General features: G+C 72.0%; 20 protein-coding genes. 6 read left to right on the forward strand and 14 right to left on the reverse strand.

Annotated elements, in window-relative coordinates:
- Positions 1–75: 75 nt before the first annotated feature.
- Positions 76–519, forward strand: a complete 444-nt coding sequence (locus tag RBJ77_RS55675; RefSeq protein WP_372351988.1) for a DUF6314 family protein — start codon at positions 76–78, stop codon at positions 517–519.
- On the opposite strand, the gene RBJ77_RS55680 is transcribed toward RBJ77_RS55675, so the two are convergent.
- Positions 494–1072, reverse strand: a complete 579-nt coding sequence (locus RBJ77_RS55680) for a histidine phosphatase family protein (protein ID WP_372351989.1) — start codon at positions 1070–1072, stop codon at positions 494–496. The genes RBJ77_RS55675 and RBJ77_RS55680 overlap by 26 nt on opposite strands.
- A gap of 102 nt (positions 1073–1174) precedes the next feature.
- Positions 1175–2605 (reverse strand): PLP-dependent aminotransferase family protein, encoded by a 1431-nt coding sequence (locus tag RBJ77_RS55685; RefSeq protein WP_372351990.1) that lies wholly within the window; start codon positions 2603–2605, stop codon positions 1175–1177.
- Between RBJ77_RS55685 and RBJ77_RS55690 the strand changes: the two genes are divergently transcribed.
- Together RBJ77_RS55690 and RBJ77_RS55695 are read left to right on the forward strand one after the other, a co-directional pair.
- Positions 2604–3539: a DMT family transporter gene (locus RBJ77_RS55690; RefSeq protein ID WP_372351991.1), complete on the forward strand. Its 936-nt coding sequence runs from the start codon at positions 2604–2606 to the stop codon at positions 3537–3539. The two genes, RBJ77_RS55685 and RBJ77_RS55690, sit on opposite strands and share 2 nt — an antisense overlap.
- 70 nt (positions 3540–3609) lie before the next feature.
- Complete coding sequence (locus RBJ77_RS55695) at positions 3610–3807, forward strand: DUF1918 domain-containing protein (RefSeq protein WP_372351992.1); 198 nt, start codon at positions 3610–3612, stop codon at positions 3805–3807.
- On the opposite strand, the gene RBJ77_RS55700 is transcribed toward RBJ77_RS55695, so the two are convergent.
- Complete coding sequence (locus tag RBJ77_RS55700) at positions 3788–5059, reverse strand: glycoside hydrolase family 10 protein (RefSeq protein WP_372351993.1); 1272 nt, start codon at positions 5057–5059, stop codon at positions 3788–3790. The genes RBJ77_RS55695 and RBJ77_RS55700 overlap by 20 nt on opposite strands.
- A gap of 168 nt (positions 5060–5227) precedes the next feature.
- Here RBJ77_RS55700 and RBJ77_RS55705 point away from each other — a divergent pair, with 168 nt between their 5' ends.
- Complete coding sequence (locus tag RBJ77_RS55705) at positions 5228–6088, forward strand: 3-hydroxybutyryl-CoA dehydrogenase (protein WP_372351994.1); 861 nt, start codon at positions 5228–5230, stop codon at positions 6086–6088.
- 189 nt (positions 6089–6277) lie between these two features.
- Positions 6278–6535: a hypothetical protein gene (locus tag RBJ77_RS55710; RefSeq protein ID WP_255977213.1), complete on the forward strand. Its 258-nt coding sequence runs from the start codon at positions 6278–6280 to the stop codon at positions 6533–6535.
- Between the two features lie 18 nt (positions 6536–6553).
- Here RBJ77_RS55710 and RBJ77_RS55715 read toward each other — a convergent pair whose 3' ends face one another.
- The 10 genes from RBJ77_RS55715 to infC all read right to left on the reverse strand — a co-directional run bounded on the left by RBJ77_RS55715 (position 6554) and on the right by infC (position 17492).
- Positions 6554–7084, reverse strand: coding sequence for an NUDIX hydrolase (locus RBJ77_RS55715; protein ID WP_255977215.1), 531 nt, complete (start codon positions 7082–7084; stop codon positions 6554–6556).
- Positions 7085–7164: 80 nt separating this feature from the next.
- Positions 7165–8505, reverse strand: coding sequence for a transcriptional regulator (locus RBJ77_RS55720; protein ID WP_372351995.1), 1341 nt, complete (start codon positions 8503–8505; stop codon positions 7165–7167).
- A 258-nt stretch (positions 8506–8763) separates the two neighbouring features.
- Complete coding sequence (locus RBJ77_RS55725) at positions 8764–9894, reverse strand: PP2C family protein-serine/threonine phosphatase (RefSeq protein ID WP_372351996.1); 1131 nt, start codon at positions 9892–9894, stop codon at positions 8764–8766.
- A 173-nt stretch (positions 9895–10067) separates the two neighbouring features.
- Positions 10068–12581 carry a phenylalanine--tRNA ligase subunit beta gene (gene pheT / locus RBJ77_RS55730; RefSeq protein ID WP_372351997.1) on the reverse strand — a complete coding sequence of 838 codons (2514 nt, stop codon included), beginning with the start codon at positions 12579–12581 and terminating at the stop codon, positions 10068–10070.
- On the reverse strand, positions 12581–13717 hold the full coding sequence (pheS, locus tag RBJ77_RS55735) for a phenylalanine--tRNA ligase subunit alpha (RefSeq protein ID WP_255977223.1): 1137 nt from the start codon (positions 13715–13717) through the stop codon (positions 12581–12583). Before pheS ends, pheT begins: the two co-directional genes overlap by 1 nt.
- Before the next feature lie 140 nt (positions 13718–13857).
- On the reverse strand, positions 13858–14985 hold the full coding sequence (locus RBJ77_RS55740; protein WP_372351998.1) for an ATP-binding protein: 1128 nt from the start codon (positions 14983–14985) through the stop codon (positions 13858–13860).
- A 47-nt stretch (positions 14986–15032) separates the two neighbouring features.
- Entirely contained in the window at positions 15033–15878 is an 846-nt protein-coding gene (locus RBJ77_RS55745; RefSeq protein ID WP_372351999.1) for a TrmH family RNA methyltransferase, read from the reverse strand.
- A gap of 113 nt (positions 15879–15991) precedes the next feature.
- Positions 15992–16378 carry a 50S ribosomal protein L20 gene (gene rplT / locus RBJ77_RS55750; RefSeq protein ID WP_189976603.1) on the reverse strand — a complete coding sequence of 129 codons (387 nt, stop codon included), beginning with the start codon at positions 16376–16378 and terminating at the stop codon, positions 15992–15994.
- 100 nt (positions 16379–16478) lie between these two features.
- The gene (rpmI, locus tag RBJ77_RS55755) at positions 16479–16673 is read right to left on the reverse strand and encodes a 50S ribosomal protein L35 (protein ID WP_007829094.1); all 195 of its coding nucleotides are present in this window, start codon (positions 16671–16673) and stop codon (positions 16479–16481) included.
- Between the two features lie 123 nt (positions 16674–16796).
- Entirely contained in the window at positions 16797–17492 is a 696-nt protein-coding gene (infC, locus tag RBJ77_RS55760) for a translation initiation factor IF-3 (protein ID WP_255977239.1), read from the reverse strand.
- 364 nt (positions 17493–17856) lie between these two features.
- Between infC and RBJ77_RS55765 the strand changes: the two genes are divergently transcribed.
- A complete protein-coding gene (locus RBJ77_RS55765; protein WP_255977230.1) occupies positions 17857–18228 on the forward strand; it encodes a DUF1844 domain-containing protein in 372 nt (123 codons plus the stop codon).
- A gap of 31 nt (positions 18229–18259) precedes the next feature.
- Here RBJ77_RS55765 and RBJ77_RS55770 read toward each other — a convergent pair whose 3' ends face one another.
- Complete coding sequence (locus tag RBJ77_RS55770; protein WP_372352000.1) at positions 18260–18991, reverse strand: SseB family protein; 732 nt, start codon at positions 18989–18991, stop codon at positions 18260–18262.
- Between the last annotated feature and the right edge of the window lie 77 nt (positions 18992–19068).

Genomic DNA, 19068 nt, shown 5'->3' on the forward strand with positions numbered 1-19068 from the left:
GGCAAGATAGGAAGTGGCGGAACGCGCGTCAACGGTTCGCGCAGAGGTGGCCCGGAGTGGCGGAGAGTGGTGGGCGTGACGAGTGAACTCTGGCCGGTTTCCGATGTGTTGGCGCATCTGGCCGGAGACTGGCTGGTGGAGCGGACGGTGCGCGACCTCGCCGACGACCTGACCGGCACGTTCACCGGCGGCACGGCATTCACGGCGCTGGACGGTGGCGGTCTGCTGCACGTGGAGTCCGGCACGTTCGTGTGGCGCGGGGTCTCCCGGCCCGCCGAGCGCACGCTCCGCTTCGAGCCGGGCGACCTGCCGGGCACCGCCGTGGTGCGCTTCTCGGACGGCCGCTTCTTCCACGACCTCGATCTGCGCTCCGGCCGGCACGTGGCGGACCACCCCTGCTCGGCGGACCTCTACCGGGGTGAGTTCACCGTGTACGACGCGGAGCGCTGGCGGACGGTGTGGCGGGTGAAGGGCCCGGCGAAGGACCTGGTCCTCACGACGGACTACCGCCGAGCCTGAGGCTCCAGCGCCCCGCCTGACCGCCGACCGTCGCCGTCGACAGCGGCCGGACGTCGATGTTCCAGTACGTCGACGGCGGCGCCTTCAGCGCGAAGACCAGGGCGGCACGGACCACGGACGGCTCGGCGACCGCCACCATCCGGCCGCTGCCGCCGACGGGCCGGGTGTCCAGCCAGGTGCCGACGCGGGTGATGAAGCCGAGCAGCGACTCCCCGCCGTGCGGCGCCGAGCGCGGGTCGCCGAGCCAGTGGTCGACGGCGGCCGGTTCGACGGCGGTGACCTCGGCGAGGGTGCGGCCCCGCCAGCGGCCCATGTCGCAGTCGCGCAGGGCGGGCTGGGCGAGCGGGGCCAGGCCCAGGGCGTCGCCGGTGGCCCGGCTGCGCGGGGTCGGCGAGCAGTAGCGCAGTTCGGCGGCGGCGAGCGGGCCGAGCCCGGGCGCCGCGCGCTGCACCTCGTACCAGCCGGCCTCGTCGAGCGGCCGGTCGTCGTCGAAGCGCTCGGTGAGCAGGGAGGAGCTGCGTGCGGCGGCGAGGAGCGTGACGCTGAGCTGCATCGGGCGATCGTGTACCGACGGGTAGCCCGGGTCAAGGGTTGACCCTGTGTCACCGGCGGCGCGGCTGCCGCCACTCCGCCTCCGCAGCGGCGACCCGATCGGCTACATGTCGTCGTACGCCGTCCGCAGCCTGCGCACCCCTTCCTCGATCTCCCCCGTCCCGCCGACCGCGACGAAGCTCAGCCGGACGTACGGGGCCGGGGGCTCGGCCGCGAAGTAGGGGCGGCCGGGAGCGACCGCGACGCCCGCCCGCAGCGCGCTCGCGACGAGGCGGCGCTCGTCCTTGCCGTCCGGCAGCCGGGCCCAGAGGTGGTAGCCGCCGGACGGGACGTGCGGCAGCCGCAGCTCCGGCAGCCGCAGCGTGAGCGCGGCCGCCATGATGTCGCGCCGCACCTTCAACTCCCTTGCCACCGTGCGCAGATGACGCGGCCAGGCGGGCGAGGCGACCAGTTCGAGGGTCGCCTCCTGCAGCGGTCCCGGCACGAAGAGGTGGTCGACGACCTGGATCGCCCGCAGCCGTTCGAGCACGGGCCCGCGCGCGGCGAGGCATCCGATGCGCAGGCTCGGCGAGGTCGCCTTCGTCAGCGAGCAGACGTGCACCACGACGCCGTCCGGATCGTCCGCGGCCAGTGGTCTGGGCAGCGGTCCCGCGTCCTCGTGCACCAGCCGGCGCACGAAGTCGTCCTCGATCATGAAGGCCCCGGCCGCCCGGACGATGCGCATGATCTCCGGGCGCCGCTCGGGCGAGAGCACCGCGCCGGTCGGGTTCTGGAACAGCGGCTGACACACGAAGAGGCGGGCACCGGTCGCCCGGAACGCCTGCTCCAGCAGGTCGGTCCGGACGCCGTCGCGGTCGACGGGCACCGGCACCGGGCGCAGGCCCGCGGCCCGCGCGATCGCCAGCATCCCGGGGTAGGTCGGCGACTCGACGAGCACCGGCGCACCGGGCGGGGCGAGCGCCCGCAGCGCCGTGGCCAGCGCCGACTGCCCGCCGGAGGTGACGAGCACCTCGGCGGCGGTGATCGCTCCGCCGATGCCGCGCGCGAACCACTCGCGCAGCGCGGGCACCCCGTCGACGGGCGGCCGGTTCCAGGCGCCGGGGCGGCGGCCCGCGCGGGCCAGCGCGGCGGCCATCGCGGCGCCCGGCTGCAGGCCCTCGTGCAGATAGCCCCCGTTGAACTCGACGACGCCGGGCGGCGGCGCGGACAGCGTCACCAGGACGCCCGACGCGTCGACGGCGCGGGGCACGAGTTCGGTCGCGGCGTCCGCGCTGAGAGCGACCTCCTGCCAGGAGGTGTCACCGACCGGCGCCGTCGCGGTGCGGGCGCCGGCCTTGAAGGCGCCCGCGCCCGGCCGGGTCACGACGAGCCCCTCGGCGGCGAGCTGGGCCAGGGCCCGCGAGACCGTGACCGGGCTGACCCTGAATCGCTCCACGAGGGAGCGACTGGACGGCAGCTTCTCACCCTGAGAGTAGCGATTCAGCTCGGATCTGAGCTGTTTCGCCAGTTCATCCACACTGCTACGCTCGTGCATGAAGACAGAGAATAGCGCTACCGATCGCCACACGATAGCGGTGTCCGGCCGCCGGGAGCCCCTCGCGCCCCGCTCCGTCACCCGGTCGGGCACCGCGCTCGCCGCCCTCGGCGTCACCGCGTTCTCCCTCACCTTCCCCGCCACCGCCTGGGGCCTGGAGGGCTTCGGTCCCTGGTCGCTGGTGAGCGTGCGCAGCGTGCTCGCCGCCGTGATCGCGGGGGCCAGTCTGCTCGCCCTGCGCGTGCCGCTGCCGCAGCGCCGGCACTGGGCGGGACTCGCCGTCGTGGCGGCCGGGGTGGTGCTCGGCTTCCCGATGCTCACCACGCTGGCCCTTGGGACGGCGACGACCGCGCACTCGGCGGTGGTCGTGGGACTGCTGCCGCTGACCACGGCGGTGTTCTCGTCGCTGCGCACGGGGGCCAGGCCGTCGCGGACGTTCTGGATCGCCGCGTGCGCCGGCGCGGCGGCGGTGATCGGGTTCACCGTGCAGCAGAGCGGCGGCGCCCTGTCCCGGGCCGATCTCTACCTCTTCGCGGCGCTGCTGATCTGCGCGGCGGGCTACACCGAGGGCGGCCGGCTCGCCAAGGTCATGCCGGGCTGGCAGGTCATCGCCTGGGCACTGGTGCTCTGCCTGCCGATCGCCGTCGCCGGCACGGCCGTCGCCCTCGCGTACGAGCCCGTGCGTCTCACCGGGCACGCGGTGGCCGGGCTGCTGTGGGTGGCGGCGGGCTCGCAGTTCCTCGGCCTGGTGGTCTGGTACAAGGGCATGGGTCTGATCGGCATCCCCAAGGCGAGCCAACTCCAGCTCGCCCAGCCCCTGCTGACCCTCCTCTGGTCGGTGTTCCTGCTCGGGGAGGACCTGCCGGTGGCCGCTCCGCTCACCGCGCTCGCGGTCCTGGTGTGCATCGCGGTCACCCAACGCTCACGCGGCTGAGAGGTTCCAACTCCCTTGACCGGCCGTACACTTGCCGCAACTCACGGGTACGGCGAGGGGGTCACTCCTGATGCGCGCAACCGTAGGCGACCAGCTCCTGGTGCACGGCCGGATCGTCGGGCAGCACGACCGGGTCGCGGAGATCATCGAGGTCCTCGGCGCGGACGAGGGGCCGCCGTTCCGGGTCCGCTTCGAGGACGGCCACGAGGCGATCATGTCGCCGGGCCCCGACTCGGTCGTGCGGCGCGTCATCCGTCAGCAGGAGTAGCGGGCGCCGACGGCACGGCGGGGGCGCTCCTCGCGTAGTGGTCCGCGACCACCCGGGCCATCGCCCCGATCTTGTCCTGTCCGACCTCCTTGGCCGAGAAGAAGACGTGCCCGCGCACTTCGGGGAACCCCTTCGCGTACGTGAGGTGCCGGGACAGCTCGGCCGGGTCCTGCCAGGCGGCGGGCTGCGCCGGATCGCCCGCCTTGTAGAGGGCCTCGCCGATGTAGAGGCGCACGCCGGTGCCGCGCACCACGTCGCTCCACCACGGCAGGAGCTTCGCGTAGTCGGCCGCGGCGAAGCCGATGTTCCAGTACACCTGCGGCACGACGTAGTCGATCCAGCGCTCCCGCACCCACTTGCGGGTGTCCGCGTGCAGGTTGTCGTAGGTCTGCACGCCCGCGGTCGTGTCGGACCCCTCGGGGTCGGTCGCCCGGTTGCGCCACACCGCGAACGGGCTGATGCCGAACCGGGTCCGCGGCCGCACCTTCCTGATCCGGCGGGCCGTCTCCCGCACCAGCCGGTCGATGTTGTCCCGCCGCCAGGCCGCCCGGTCGGGGAAGCCGCCGCCGTACGTCGCGTAGGCCGCGTCGTCGTCGAAGGTCTGGCCGGCGACGGGGTACGGGTAGAAGTAGTCGTCGAAGTGCACCGCGTCGACCGGGTACTTCCGCACCGCGTCGATCATCGCGTCCTGCACGAAGCGGCGGACCTCGGGCAGACCCGGGTTGTAGTAGAGCTTGCCGCCGTAGGGCACGACCCACTCGGGGTGCAGGCGGGCGGGGTGCGTGGGGACGAGACGGCCCGGATCCGTGTGGTTGGCGATCCGGTACGGGTTGAACCAGGCGTGCAGCTCCAGGCCGCGCCGGTGCGCCTCCGTCACGGCCGTGCCCAGCGGGTCCCAGCCGGGGTCCTTGCCCTGGGTCCCGGTGAGCACCTCGGACCAGGGTTCGTACGGGGACGGCCACAGGGAGTCGGCGGTCGGCCGCGCCTGGAAGACCACCGCGTTCAGCCGGCGCCGCACGGCCGTGTCGAGCTGCCCGAGCAGCTCGGCGCGCTGCTCGTCTGCGGTCAGCCCGGACCGCGACGGCCAGTCCCGGTTGGCGACGGTCGCGAGCCACATCCCGCGCATCTCCCGCCCGTTACGCGCCTTTTGTCCCGTTGTGCTCCTGCCGGCCGCGACGGCGTCGCCCGCCGTGAGCCCGGCCAGAGTCAGCGCGGCGCCGACCGTGAACCCCCGACGTGAGATACGTCCCATAGCTCCCCCCATCACGCTTGTGCCACCGTGTTGTCCGGATGAACAGGCGTTAACCCGGACTCCACCCCTCCCATGTCTACGGGGTAACGTGCAGATCCGAAAGACCCTGTAGAGCACTGCCGCCGGCGACCCCGGACGATCAGCGAAAGGCACGAGGTGACGGACACCTTGACTGACATCACACGCGTCGGAGTGGTGGGCTGTGGCCAGATGGGCGCCGGGATCGCAGAGGTCTGCGCCCGGGCCGGACTGGACGTGAAGGTGGCCGAGACCACCGGAGAAGCCCTGGAGATCGGCCGGACCCGGCTGCTCAACTCCCTCGCCAAGGCGGCCTCCCGCGGCAAGATCAGCGAGGAGGAGCTGGAGGAGACGCAGTCGCGCCTCACCTTCACCACCGACCTGGGCGAGTTCGCCGACCGTGACCTGGTCATCGAGGCCGTCGTGGAGAACGAGCAGGTCAAGACGGAGATCTTCCAGGTCCTCGACCAGGTCGTGACCCGCTCCGACGCGATCCTCGCCTCGAACACCTCGTCCATCCCGCTGGTGAAGCTGGCCGTGGCGACGTCCCGCCCCGACCACGTCATCGGCATCCACTTCTTCAACCCGGCCCCGGTGCAGAAGCTCGTCGAGCTGATCCCGGCCCTGACCACGTCCGAGGGCACGATCAGCCGCGCCCAGGCCCTGGTCGAGAAGATCCTCGGCAAGCACGCGATCCGCGCCCAGGACCGCTCGGGCTTCGTGGTGAACGCGCTGCTGGTGCCGTACCTGCTGTCCTCGATCCGGATGTTCGAGTCGGGCATCGCCAGCCGCGAGGACATCGACAACGGCATGGAGCTCGGCTGCGCCCACCCGATGGGCCCGCTCAAGCTGTCCGACCTGATCGGTCTCGACACCATCGTCTCCATCGCGGACTCGATGTACGCCGAGTACAAGGAGCCGCTGTACGCCGCTCCCCCGCTGCTGCAGCGGATGGTCGACGCGGGCCGGCTCGGCCGCAAGTCGGGCTCGGGGTTCTACACGTACGCCTGATCCCCATAACACTCCGTATTCGCCGAACGGACCCGGTGCTCTTTCTAGCACCGGGTCCGTTCGCTTCGCACGGGGCGCGCGAGGGTGACTCGCATATGCCCATCGCACACGCTCCCGCCGCGTCCACCAGGCGAGTTGACTTCCGATGCGCACAACAGGGATGTGACGACTACGGAAAGGAGCGGACTCGTGACCACCGACCCGGAGCATCCCGTGGTCCCCGAAGAACTCGCAGAGTTACGCCGTGTCTTCGAGGTCGGACTGACCCGTATCGACGGTCAACTGGCCCTGCTCGCCCATCGCGACGACCAGAGCGCCAAGGATCAGGACGATCTGAGCGCACGCGTCAAGGCGCTCGAACACACCCGATGGCCGCTGCCCGCGGTGGCGGCACTGACCGCCGTCGGGGCACTCGCCATCGCCGTATGGCAGGCACTCGGTCACTAGCGCTCGCCCTGACGGGCGCTAGCCGAGCCGGAGATGGTGCAGGAGCAGTAGCGCGGCCGCCATGTTGGCGGCCGGGACCTCTCCACGAGCGATCATGTCGGGAACGAGTTTGAGCGGGACCCACTCCCTTCGGTCCGACTCGAAGTCGTCCAGGGGGTGGCCGATGTACGTTCCCTCGTCGGTCCAGTAGATGTGGTGCCGAGCGTCCGTGAGGCCGTTGGACGGCTCGACGCTCATCAGGTGCTTCAGTGGTCCCGGCCGCCAGCCGGTCTCCTCCTCCAGTTCTCGGGCGGCCGCGTACTCGATGTCCTCGCCGTCCTCGACGACCCCCGCCGCCAGCTCCCAACCCCAGCTGTCGGTGATGAAGCGGTGCCGCCACAACAGCAGCACTTCGTTCGCCTCGTTGACCACCGTGGCCACGGCCACGGGGCGGAGCCGTATGACGAAGTGGTCGAGATGCCGGCCGTCCGGCAACTCGACATCCGCCAGATTGACGCTGAACCAGCGGTTTTCATACACAGTTTGTTCGTTCTGTTTCGTCCACTGCACGGTTCTGCCACCTTCCGCCGAGTTGATGGCAATATCGCAGCAGCGGCGTGAACGAGCGCCCGAGAAATGGACGCAAGGGCTCAGAGCGGTACGCGCAGCGCCCCGTCGATGAGTTCGGCGGCCTCGGCCGTGCCGGCGCAGCCGCTGCGCACGAGGTGCTCGCGTACCGCCCGGAGTCTGTCGCGCAGCCTCTGGGACTCCATGCCCCGTGCGGCCTCGGCCATCTGGACGGCCGTGGCCACCGCCTGGTCGGCATTGCCCTGGCGGAGCTGGATCTGGCTGAGCACGGCGAGCCGGTGCACCCGGCCGCGGTCGTGCGCCGGGGTGTGCACGGCCTCGGTCGCGTGCTCCTTGGCGCCCGCGTAGTCCCCGAGGCTCAACAACGCTTCCGCCACCTGCACGTTCACGAACCCGGGCTGCACATAGCCCGTCTCGTCCGGCTCGTGTCCGCGGCGGATCCGGTCGGCGGCCGACTCGGCACGCCGGATGCACTCCAGGGCACTCGTACCGTCGCCGAGGTGTGCGTACGCCTTCGCCTGCATCGCGTACAGATCCGAGGCGAGCGCGGGGGTGATGTGCCGGCCCGCGGCCCGCAGGGCCGCCTCCGCGAAGGCGACCGCCTGCCGGTGCTCGCGCATGTGCAGCGACTGGTTCACCAGCAGCGCTATGACGTACGCGCCGAGCCCCCGGTCCCCGCTCGCCTTCGCGAGCCGCAGCGCCTGGTGGAAATAGCGCTGGGCGAGGCCGTGCGCGTCCGAGTCGTACGCGCAGATCCCGGCGATGGCCACCAACCCGCCCGTGGCGCGGTGCAGTTGGCGCCCGGTCGCGTCGGTGTAGCTGCCGCGCAGCAGGGGCGCCGCCTCGCTGTTGAGGAAGCCGACGATCCTGGTGCGCGTCGCGATGCCGCCCGCCTTGCGGTACATCTGCTCGTAGTGCGCGCGGGCCGACCGCATCATCTCGATGTCGGCGGGGCTGACAGCCACCCGGCCGCCGCGGGAGACGTCGGTGTCCTCGGGCGGGTTCTCCCACTCCCACACCGGCATCACGGCCGGGGTGCCGGTGACGGCCGGGGCGTCGAGGATGTGCCGCCGCTGCTGCTCGTCGGAGCGCCACAGGGCGGTGGCCCGCTCGACGAACCCGGAGAGGGTCGAGCCGTGCGGAGCCGCCGGTTCGCCCGGGATGCCGAGGCCGATGTCGTCGAGCGTGACCTGCCGCTGGAGGCGCCCGGCGAGCACCTCGCAGATCAGGTCCGGCACCTGGCCGCGCGGCCGCTGACCCTTCAGCCAGCGGGCGACCGCGGTGTGTTCGTAGCGCAGGGCGAGCCCGCGGGCCTTGCCCGCGTGGTTCACATGGGCGGCGAGGCCCGCGTGGGAGATGCCGGCCTCGTCCAGGATCGCGTCGAGCAGGGTGTTGGGCTGCATGGATGCCCTCCGTTGGCTCGGTGCTGGCAGCCTAGTCCAGGCGCCTTCACACGGGGTGTGATCGGAATGCCCAACTCCGGGCGCTGTGCACTCTGTTGTGGCCGGTTTCCACCCGCTTGACTGAACTGCCTCGAAAGAGGCCGGCCGGGCCGCCGGCTCCCCCTCGTACAGTGCGGCGGCCCGATCCCGCGTCGTCCGCCCGCTCGCCTGCCCGACACTCCGCGGCGGGCGGACGACGCCCCCTGGGGGTTACGGATGTCAGAGGACCTTGTGGGCGGTGCGGACGACGGGCTCGCCGGACTGCACCGGAACCCGCCTGCGGTCGTTGCGCAGCACCAGCACGGCCGCGTCGTCGCTGGGCAACCCGCCGATGTGGCGCAGGAGTCGGCCGTACACCGCGTGCAGCACCGCCTGCGGTACGACGGTCCTGCGGCGCACGACGTCCGTCAGCGTGGACTGCAGCGGAAAGAACCGGCCATGACCGTCGCGGGCGTCCTCGATCCCGTCGGTGTGCAGCAGCAGTCCCTCGCCCGGCAGGACCCGCCCGCACCGCACGGGCGCGAGCTCGGCGGGCAGCGGGAACGGGCCGAGCGGCGGCATCGGGTCGCCGCCGGTCATCGGCTCGACGCAGCGCTCGGCGCCGGGGCGCAGCAGATACGGCCACGGGTGACCGCAGTTGAGCGCGTGCACCGCGCCGTCCGGGCGGATCTCCAGGAGCAGCACCGTGACGAACTCCTCCGCGAGCGGATGGTCCGGCTCCGCGCCCAGGGTCGCCGGATGCTCGTCCCGCGACCGCTGCCGCAGGTGCCGGGCGTGCGCCCGCTCCAGCCGGCGCAGCACCCGGCCGAGCTCGGGCTCGTCGTGGGCGGCCTCGCGGAAGCTGCCGAGGACGGCACCGACGGTGGCGAGAGCGGCCAGGCCGTGCCCGCGCACATCGCCCATCACCACCCGCACCCCGTGGTCGGTGGCCACGACGTCGTACAGATCGCCGCCGACACTGGCCCCCCGGTCGGCGGAGAGCTGTCCGGCGGCGAGGGCGAGCCCGTCGAGGCGGGGTGGCAGCGGGCGGATCAGCACGTTCTGCGCGGCGCCCGCGACGGCCCTGATCTCCCGCAACTCCCGCAGCAGGCCCTGGCGCACGTGGAGTATGAGCCCGGTCCCCACGGCGAAGAAGACGACGCTGCTGACGATCCGGGCGCCGAGCCCGGTCTGCTGCGCGAGCGGACAGGCCAGCTTGTACGAGATCGCGACGGCTCCCCACACCGTCGGCAGGGCGAGGACCAGCACCCGCCGGATGCGCCCGGGTTCGCTGCGGGCGGCTTTGACGAGGCGGGCGCGGAAGGAGCTGCGAGCGGATCGGGTGGGTGCCCTGTTCCTGGTACGAATCATGCCGACGGCCCCCTAGGCCCTGTTCAGCGCGCGCACCGGTCGGCCCGGCAGCCGCAATGATTCTTGCGACCGGCTGCCCGGGTCGGACCGGATCGACGAGAATCCTCACCCGAACGAGTGAGGGGCGCACCCGGTGGTCCGGATGCGCCCCTCAGGGGGTCCTGCCTGCGCCGTTACGCGCCGCGCAGCACCGCGCCCGCGCTCTCGGCGGCCTGGGCGACCGCCGTGTCACGGGCGGCGCTGGCCTCCTCGACCGTCAGGGTGCGGTCGGCGGCCCGGAACCGGAGCGCGTAGGCGAGGGACTTCTTGCCCTCGCCGAGCTGCTCCGCGTTCTCGTACACGTCGAACAGCCGGATGTCCTCGAGGAGTTCACCGGCACCGAGCCGCAGCTGGTGCTCGACGAACGCCGCCGGGACGTCCTTGTCGACGACGAGCGCGACGTCCTGCGTGGCCACCGGGAACGTGGAGATCCGCGGCGCCTGGAGGGCACCGTCGTTCGCCTGCTCCAGGAGGTCCAGATCGAGCTCCATCGCGCTGGTGCGGGCGGGCAGACCGAGCGCCTTGACGACGCGCGGGTGCAGCTCACCGGCGTGCCCGACGATGGTCTTCGCCCCGTCGATGATCACGTGCAGCGCGGCGCACCGGCCCGGGTGCCAGGGCTCGTGCTGGTCCTGGTCGACGGCGAGCTCGACACCGGCCTCACGGGCCACGATGCGGGCGGCCTCGATGGCGTCGGCCCACGTCGACGGGTAGCCCTTGCCCCACCAGCCGGCCTGCTCGCGGGCGCCCGCGAGGACGACGGCGACGCGGCGCGGCTGGGCCGGCAGCGCGGTGGTGAGCTCGGCGATCTCCTCGTCGGTCGGCCGCCGGTCGACGGGCAGCCGGACCGCCTTGTGCTCCTCGCCGGTCGGCCGGAAGACCAGGCCGGTCTCGAAGAGCGCCAGGTCGTGACTGCCCCGCCCGTCGTTGCGGCGCAGCGCGCCGAGCAGGCCCGGCAGCAGCGTCGTGCGGAGCGAGGGCTCCTCGTCGGAGAGCGGGTTGACGAGCTCGACGGTGACCCGGCGGCGGTCGTCCGCCGGCAGCCCGAGCTGGTCGAGGACGGCCTGCCCGATGAACGGGTAGTTGAGCGCCTCGACGTACCCGGCACCGGCGAGCGCGCGGCCGACGCGGCGGTGCGTGCGCTGCCGCTCGGTCAGACCGCGGCCGGCCGGGGGCTTCGGCAGGGTGGAGGGCAGGTTCTCGTAGCCCTCCAGCCGGATGACTTCCTCGGCCAGGTCGTTCGGGTCGGTCAGGTCGGGACGCCACGACGGCACGGTGACCGTCAGGTCGTCCTGCCCGTAGACGTCGCAGCCCACCTGCTGGAGGCGGCGCACGACGGTCTCGCGGCCGTACGTGACGCCGGCGACCTTGTCCGGGTGGTCGGCCGGGATGGTGATGGTGCGCGGGGCGCCCGGCGCGATGACCTCCGTGACGCCCTCCTCCGCGGTGCCGCCCGCGAGCAGCACCAGGAGGTCGACGACGCGCTGGGCCGCGGCGGGGGCGGCCTGCGGGTCGACGCCGCGCTCGTAGCGCTTGGACGCCTCGGAGGTCAGCTTGTGGCGGCGCGCGGTGCGGGCGATGGTGATCGCGTCGAAGTGCGCGGCCTCGACGACGACGTCGGTGGTCCCGGCGTCGGCGTCGTGGTCGGCGATCTCCGTGTTCGCGCCGCCCATCACACCGGCGAGGCCGATGGGGCCCCGCTCGTCGGTGATGACCAGGTCCTCGGCGTCCAGCGTGCGCTTGACGCCGTCGAGGGTGGTGATCTTCTCGCCCTGCTCCGCCCGGCGCACCCCGATCGCGCCCTGGACGAGGGAGCTGTCGTAGGTGTGCAGCGGCTGGCCGAGCTCCAGCATCACGTAGTTCGCGACGTCGACGGCGAGCGAGATCGGGCGCATGCCGGCCTTCTGCAGACGGCGCTGCAGCCAGATCGGCGAGCGGGCCTCGGGGCTCAGACCGGTGACGGTGCGCGCGGTGAAGCGGTCGCAGCCCATCGGGTCGGAGACCCGGACCGGGTAGCCGTGCGCGTTCGGCGCGGGCACGTCGAGCAGCGCCGGGTCGCGCAGCGGCAGGCCGTACGCGATGGCGACCTCACGGGCGATGCCGCGCATCGAGAGGCAGTAGCCGCGGTCGGGCGTGACGGCGATGTCGAGGACCTCGTCGACCAGCTCGAGCAGCTCGATGGCGTCGGTGCCGGCCTCGTGCTCGGGCGGCAGCACGATGATGCCGTGCGTGCCGTCGTCGCCCATGCCCAGCTCGTCGGTGGAGCAGATCATGCCGTGCGACGTCTTGCCGTACGTCTTGCGCGCGGCGATCGCGAAGCCGCCGGGCAGCTCGGCGCCGGGCAGCACGACGACGACCTTGTCGCCCACGGCGAAGTTCCGGGCGCCGCAGACGATCTCCTGCGGCTCGCCCGTGCCGTTGGCCTGGCCGACGTCGACCGTGCAGAACCGGATCGGCTTCTTGAAGCCCTCGAGCTCCTCGATCGTCAGCACCTGGCCGACGACGAGGGGGCCCTTGAGGTCGGCGCCGAGCTGCTCGACGGTCTCGACCTCGAGGCCGACGCCCACCAGCTTGGTCTGCACGTCGCGGCCGGTCTCGGTGGCGGGGAGGTCGACGTACTCCCGCAGCCAGGAAAGCGGGACCCGCATCAGATCTCCATCCCGAACGGCCGGGTGAACCGGACGTCACCCTCGACCATGTCTCGCATGTCTTCGACGTTGTGGCGGAACATCAGCATCCGCTCGATGCCGAACCCGAAGGCGAATCCGCTGTACTTCTCGGGGTCCACGCCGCACGCGGTCAGCACGCGCGGGTTGACCATGCCGCAGCCGCCCAGCTCGATCCAGCCCTCGCTGCCGCAGGTGCGGCACGGCCGGTCCGGGTTGCCGACGGACTCGCCGCGGCACACGTAGCAGACCATGTCCATCTCTGCGGACGGCTCGGTGAACGGGAAGTAGTTGGGGCGGAGGCGGGTCTTCATGTCGTCGCCGAACAGCGCCTTGACCATGTGGTCCAGGGTGCCCTTCAGGTCGGCCATGGTGAGGCCCTCGTCCACCGCGAGGAGCTCGATCTGGTGGAAGACCGGGGTGTGCGTGGCGTCCAGCTCGTCCGTGCGGTACACGCGGCCGGGGCAGACGATGTAGACGGGCGGCTCCCGGTCGAGCAGCGAGCGCGCCTGCACCGGGGAGGTGTGGGTGCGCAGCACGACGCCGGACTCGTCACCGACGGTCTTCTCGCGGCCCTCGGGACCGGCGACGAAGAACGTGTCCTGCATCTGCCGGGCCGGGTGGTCCGGCGTGAAGTTCAGCGCGTCGAAGTTGAACCACTCGGCCTCGACCTCGGGGCCCTCCGCGATCTCGTATCCCATGGACACGAAGACGTCCGCGACGCGCTCCATCATGGTCGTGAGCGGGTGGCGGGCGCCGGCCGGCGTGCGGTCGTAGGGCAGCGTGACGTCCACGGCCTCCTCGACCAGGACGCGCGCGTCGCGCTCGGCCTCCAGCTCGGCCTGGCGGGCGGCGAGGCCCCGGCCGACGGCGGCGCGGGCCTGGCCGACGAGCTTGCCGGCCGCGGCCTTGGCCTGCGGCGGCAGCGCGCCGATCTCCCGGTTGGCGAGCGACAGCGGCGACGTGCCGCCGGTGTGCGCGACCTTGGCTGCCTGCAGCGCGTCGAGCGAGTCCGCGGCGGCGAAGGCGGCGAGCGCCTCGTCCCGCACGCGCTCGATCTCTTCCGGTTTCAGTGCCTCGACCTCGACAGGGTCGTACGACTTGTTCGGTGCCGACATCTCTTCCCGTGCTTCCGATTGGCTGGCTGATGGGTCCCGCAGACGCGTTCGACGGCCGTCTAGTGGCAGGGACGCAAACGTGCCAAAGGACGAGTCTAACGGGGGTGAGGTGTGCGAATGCGCCCGTGGGGGCCCGGCGCTCAGCTGGTGAGATACGCGGGTGCCCCGACGGGCAGCATAAATCGGAACTGGGCGCCGCCACCGGGCGCCCGCCCCACGGTGATCGTGCCGCCGTGGGCTTCGACGATGCCCTTGACGATGTACAGGCCCAGGCCGGTGCCGCCGCGCTTGCTGCCCCGCCAGAAGCGGGTGAAGACGCGGTTCATGGACTCCTCCGGGATGCCGGGGCCTTCGTCGCTCACGGTGACCGACGTGCCGCTCTGACTCGGCTCGACGTCAATGGTGACGGTTCCCTCGCCGTGGCGCACGGCGTTTTCCAGCAGATTGCTGAGGACCTGGTCCACCTTGTCGGGGTCGGCCCACAGATCGGGCAGCGGGTGGCCGACCCGCAGCAGGAAGCGGTCGGCGGGCCGCCCGGAGGCGACGTGGGCCTGGATGTGCCGGGAGACGGCGGCGCCGATGTCGACGGGCTGGCGCCGCACCTCGAGACGGCCGGAGTCGATGCGCGAGATGTCGAGCAGCTCCGCGATCAGCCGCGTCACCCGGTTCGCGTCGGCGTCGACGGTCTCCAGCATCAGCCGCTTCTGTTCATCGGTGAACCGCTCCCACTTGGCCAGAAGTGTCGCGGTGAAGCCTTTGACGGAGGTGAGCGGGGAGCGCAGTTCGTGGGCGACGGTGGCGATCAGCTCGGCGTGGCTGCGCTCGGTGCGGCGCCTGGCCTCGGTGTCCCGGATCTGGACGACGACGCGGCGCACGGGGCCGGTGGGCCTGGTCCGCACGTAACGCGCGGTGACCAGGACCTCGCGTCCGCCGGGCAGCAGCAGGTTCCGCTCGGGCTGTCCGACGCGGGTCGCGATGCCGCCGTACGGGTCGGTGAGCTGCCACCAGCGCCGGCCTTCGAGGTCCTCCAGCGGCAGGGCCCGCTCCAGCGGGGAGCCGAGCGCGCGGTCGGCGGGGACGGCGGTGATGCGCTCGGCCGCGGCGTTGAAACAGACGACCTGGCCGCGCTCGTCTGCGACGACGAGTCCGTCGGGCAGATCGTCGGGGTGCACGCCGAGGCCGGTCAGGTCGTCGAGTCCGCCCCGGGGCGCGGCCGGTCCTGACCGCGCGTGCGCTCCTCGCGAACTGCTCGTGCCGACGACGCTCATCTCCCCGTATCCCACCTCTCGGTCACGGACCCGAGGTGGTCACCCTACTAGCCGGGGGTGACGGAGCGGCACCCTCCGGGGGCGCGCTGTGCACGAGCGGAGGCGTACAGGCACACGGCGGCCGCCGTCGCCAGGTTGAGGCTCTCGGCCTTGCCGTGGATGGGGACGCGCACCACGGCGTCCGCGAGCGCGCGGGTCTCCTCCGGGAGCCCCCACGCCTCGTTGCCGAAGACCCAGGCGGTCGGGGTGCCCATGGTCCCCTTGTCCAGCTCGTCGTCGAGGTCGTCGTCGCCGGCTCCGTCGGCGGCGAGGATCCGGACCCCGGCCGCCTTCAGCCCGGCGACGGCCTGCTCGACGGGGACGCCCACGGCGACCGGCAGGTGGAACAGCGAGCCGACGGAGGCGCGCACGGCCTTGGGGTTGTAGAGGTCGACGGACGCGTCGGTCAGCACGACCGCCTCGGCACCGGCCGCGTCGGCGCAGCGCAGCACCGTCCCGGCGTTCCCGGGGTCGCGCACGTGCGCGAGGACGGCGACGAGCTTGGGCCGCGCCGCGAGGACCTCGTCGAACGGGGTGTCCAGGAACCGGCACACGCCCACGAGCCCCTGCGGCGTCACGGTCGTGGAGATGTCGGCGATGACGCTCTCGTCGGCGAGGTGCACCCGCGCCCCGGCGTCCCGGGCCTCGGCCACGATGTCGGCGTACCGCTCGGCGGCCTCGACGGTGGCGAACATCTCGACGAGCGTGTCCCGGTGCGCGGCGGCCTCCCGCACGGCCTGCGGCCCCTCGGCGAGGAACAGCCGCTCCTTCCCCCGGAAGTTCCGCTTCCCGAGCCGCCGGGCGGCGGAGACTCGGGGGGACCTGGGAGAGATCAACTCGGGGGCGGCAACCATGAACTCACCTTTGGGGCTCGACTCGACGGGGGTGCGGCGGACAGGACGGCAGACGCAAGCGGACCCGTAGGCCGGGAGGCCTACGGGTCCGCTTGACCGGCTCAACGCACGGCTCAGGCAGCGGCCTTGGGCGCGTTGACATCCGCCGGGAGCGCCTTCTGCGCGACCTCGACCAGCGCGGCGAACGCGTTGGAGTCGTTGACGGCCAGCTCGGCGAGGATCTTGCGGTCCACCTCGATGTTGGCGGCCTTCAGACCCTGGATGAGGCGGTTGTACGTCATGCCGTTCTGGCGGGCAGCGGCGTTGATGCGCTGGATCCACAGCTGACGGAAGTCGCCCTTGCGCTTCTTGCGGTCGTTGTAGTTGTAGACGAGGGAGTGGGTGACCTGCTCCTTCGCCTTGCGGTACAGACGCGACCGCTGGCCGCGGTAACCGCTGGCCTGCTCGAGGATCGCCCGACGCTTCTTGTGCGCGTTGACTGCGCGCTTGACGCGTGCCACTTGTTAACTCCTTGTAGCGGGGCCGGGGTTGACGTCACCCGACCCGAATTCGAATAGGTCCCGGTCTAGCCGACGTACGGGGCGCTGACGCGCCGGTACGTCACTTGCCGAGAAGCTTCTTGATCTTCTTGGCGTCGCCCGGGGCCATCTCGGCGTTGCCGGTGAGGCGACGCGTCAGGCGCGACGACTTGTGCTCGAGCAGGTGGCGCTTGCCGGCGCGCTCACGGAGCACCTTGCCGGAGCCGGTGACCTTGAAGCGCTTGCTGGCACCGCTGTGCGACTTGTTCTTCGGCATAGCGCCGTTCTCTCCTCGTCAGTGGCGTTCCCGGCCGGTCCGTGCCAGAGGCGCGAACCGGCCGCGGGGGAACGTCAGTTGTGTCCGTTGGTATCCAAGGCGCACAGGCTGTGCGCCGCTGGATCATGCCTCGGCAGAAGCCTCGGCGGGGGCCTCGGCCGGAGCCTCGGCGACCTCCTCGGAAGACTGGTCCTCGGCAGCGTTCTGCGACTTGCCGGGGTTGGCCTTCGCGTCGGCCTTGCGGGCGGCCTGCGCCTCGCGGGCCTCGGCCATGGCCTCGGTCTTCTTCTTGTGCGGGCCGAGAACCATGATCATGTTCCGGCCGTCCTGCTTCGGGTTCGACTCGACGAAACCGAGGTCCTCGACGTCGTTCGCAAGGCGCTGCAGCAGCCGGTAGCCGAGCTCCGGCCGGGACTGCTCACGACCACGGAACATGATCGTGATCTTGACCTTGTCGCCCTGCTTGAGGAACCGGACGACGTGACCCTTCTTGGTGTCATAGTCGTGCGGGTCGATCTTCGGCCGGAGCTTCATCTCCTTGATGACCGTGTGCGCCTGGTTCTTGCGCGCCTCACGGGCCTTCATGGCCGACTCGTACTTGAACTTCCCGTAGTCCATGAGCTTGCACACGGGCGGACGGGCGTTCGCCGCCACCTCGACCAGGTCGAGGTCGTACTCCTGAGCAAGCTCAAGGGCCTTGGCAAGCGGAACAATCCCGACCTGCTCGCCGCTGGGACCGACAAGTCGCACTTCGGGAACGCGAATCCGGTCGTTGATGCGGGGCTCGGCGCTGATGGATCCTCCTCGGTAGCACCACACGACGGTCTGGCGGACCGCCGCGTACGTCTGATTCCTAAGTACCAACCGCGCCGAAGCACAAAAAATGCCCCGGACGGCACACATGAGGGGGCTCCAAGAACTACCGGAGCACCGCCACGGTGGACCGCGGGGCGCGCATCGGACGGTTCCATCGTCCGTACGGAACGATGGGGACCGTCTGACCGGTGACCCGCCGCCCTGTGATCGGGCGGCCAGGTGGGAGATCGGAGCCTCCACTTGTGGGCCGGTCACTCAGGTCTGGGACGGTGTCCTCGACAGGGGTGTCCGGCCGGTCGTTACACAAGGTTAGCAGCACTTGGGGGGTGCGCCCAACCGAGTGCGCGGGCGGCATATCGTGGGAGGCATGAGTGACGCCATTCCCGCAGCCGTTTCCCCCGAGTCTCCCGACTACGACGCGTTGACCCGCGACATCGCCGAGGTTCCCGCCGTCGAGGTCATCGTGACGGTGGCGGTCAACCTGATGAGTGCCGCCGCGGTGAAGCTCGGCCTCACCGAGGAGGGCGACGCCCACAAGGACCTCGACGAGGCCCGCAAGCTGATCCACGCGCTGGCCGGCCTGCTCGACGGCAGTGCCACGGAGATCAGCTCCTTCCACGCGGCGCCGCTGCGGGACGGCCTGAAGTCACTGCAGCTCGCCTTCCGCGAGGCGTCGATCGTGCCCGACGAGCCGGGCCAGGGCCCGGGCGAGAAGTACACGGGCGCGATCTACGGCTAGGGCCTGGAGCCCAGCCCCCCGCTCTCAGGACTCAGTCACGTACGTACAAGGGCTCGCCCGGCGGCGTGGTCCCGGCCGGCAGCAGTGCCAGGTCGAGGCCGCGCACCAGGCGGGCCCGCAGTGTTTCGTCGGCCGCGATGCGGGCCGCCAGGGACCGGGCCGTGACCTGCACGTCGGCGTCCGCGTCGAGGACCAGGGCCAGGGTGCCGTCCGCCTCGCCGGGGCCGAGGTGGGCGCGGGCCACCGCGGGCTCGGCGGCGACGGCGGCGCGGACCGCGTCGGTGACCGCGGGGTCGGTGAGCGGGTCCGTGCCGGTGCGGCCCTCCGCGAGCGCGTACAGGGCGGGGCCCGTGAGCTCGTAGGGGACGGGGCCCGCGAGGTCGATGACGACCGTGTCGGCCTTCTCGTGGGCGGCGGCCTGGAGCGCCTGGTGGAGGGGGACGGCGACCGGGCGGGCCTCGGGGTCCCACAGCGCGAGGGACGCGGTGGAGGTGAAGGCGGGGAGCGCCGTGCGGTGGCCCGCCTTCAGGGTCGGGACCGCCATGTCGGACGTCTTCTCGCGGCGAAGCCCGTTCTCGTCCTCCTCGACCTCGCCGAGGACGGCGACGACGGGGACCAGGAGGCGGGCGCCCTTCAGGGCGTCCAGGACCGGCCCGTGGGCCGTGCGGTCGGCCGACCACGCGGCCAGCGCCTCGGCGAGGCGGGGGTCCGCGGTGCCGTCGTCGTCGGAGAAGCCGGGGTCGGGAATGTTCTTGTTCGCCACGTTCACCGACCCTACAGAGCGCGGCCCCACGGGTTCTCAGCGGACCCTGGGGTCGGACCCATGGTCGTCACAGGACC

Source organism: Streptomyces sp. KL116D, assembly GCF_030766975.1.
GTDB classification, from domain to species: domain Bacteria; phylum Actinomycetota; class Actinomycetes; order Streptomycetales; family Streptomycetaceae; genus Streptomyces; species Streptomyces longispororuber_A.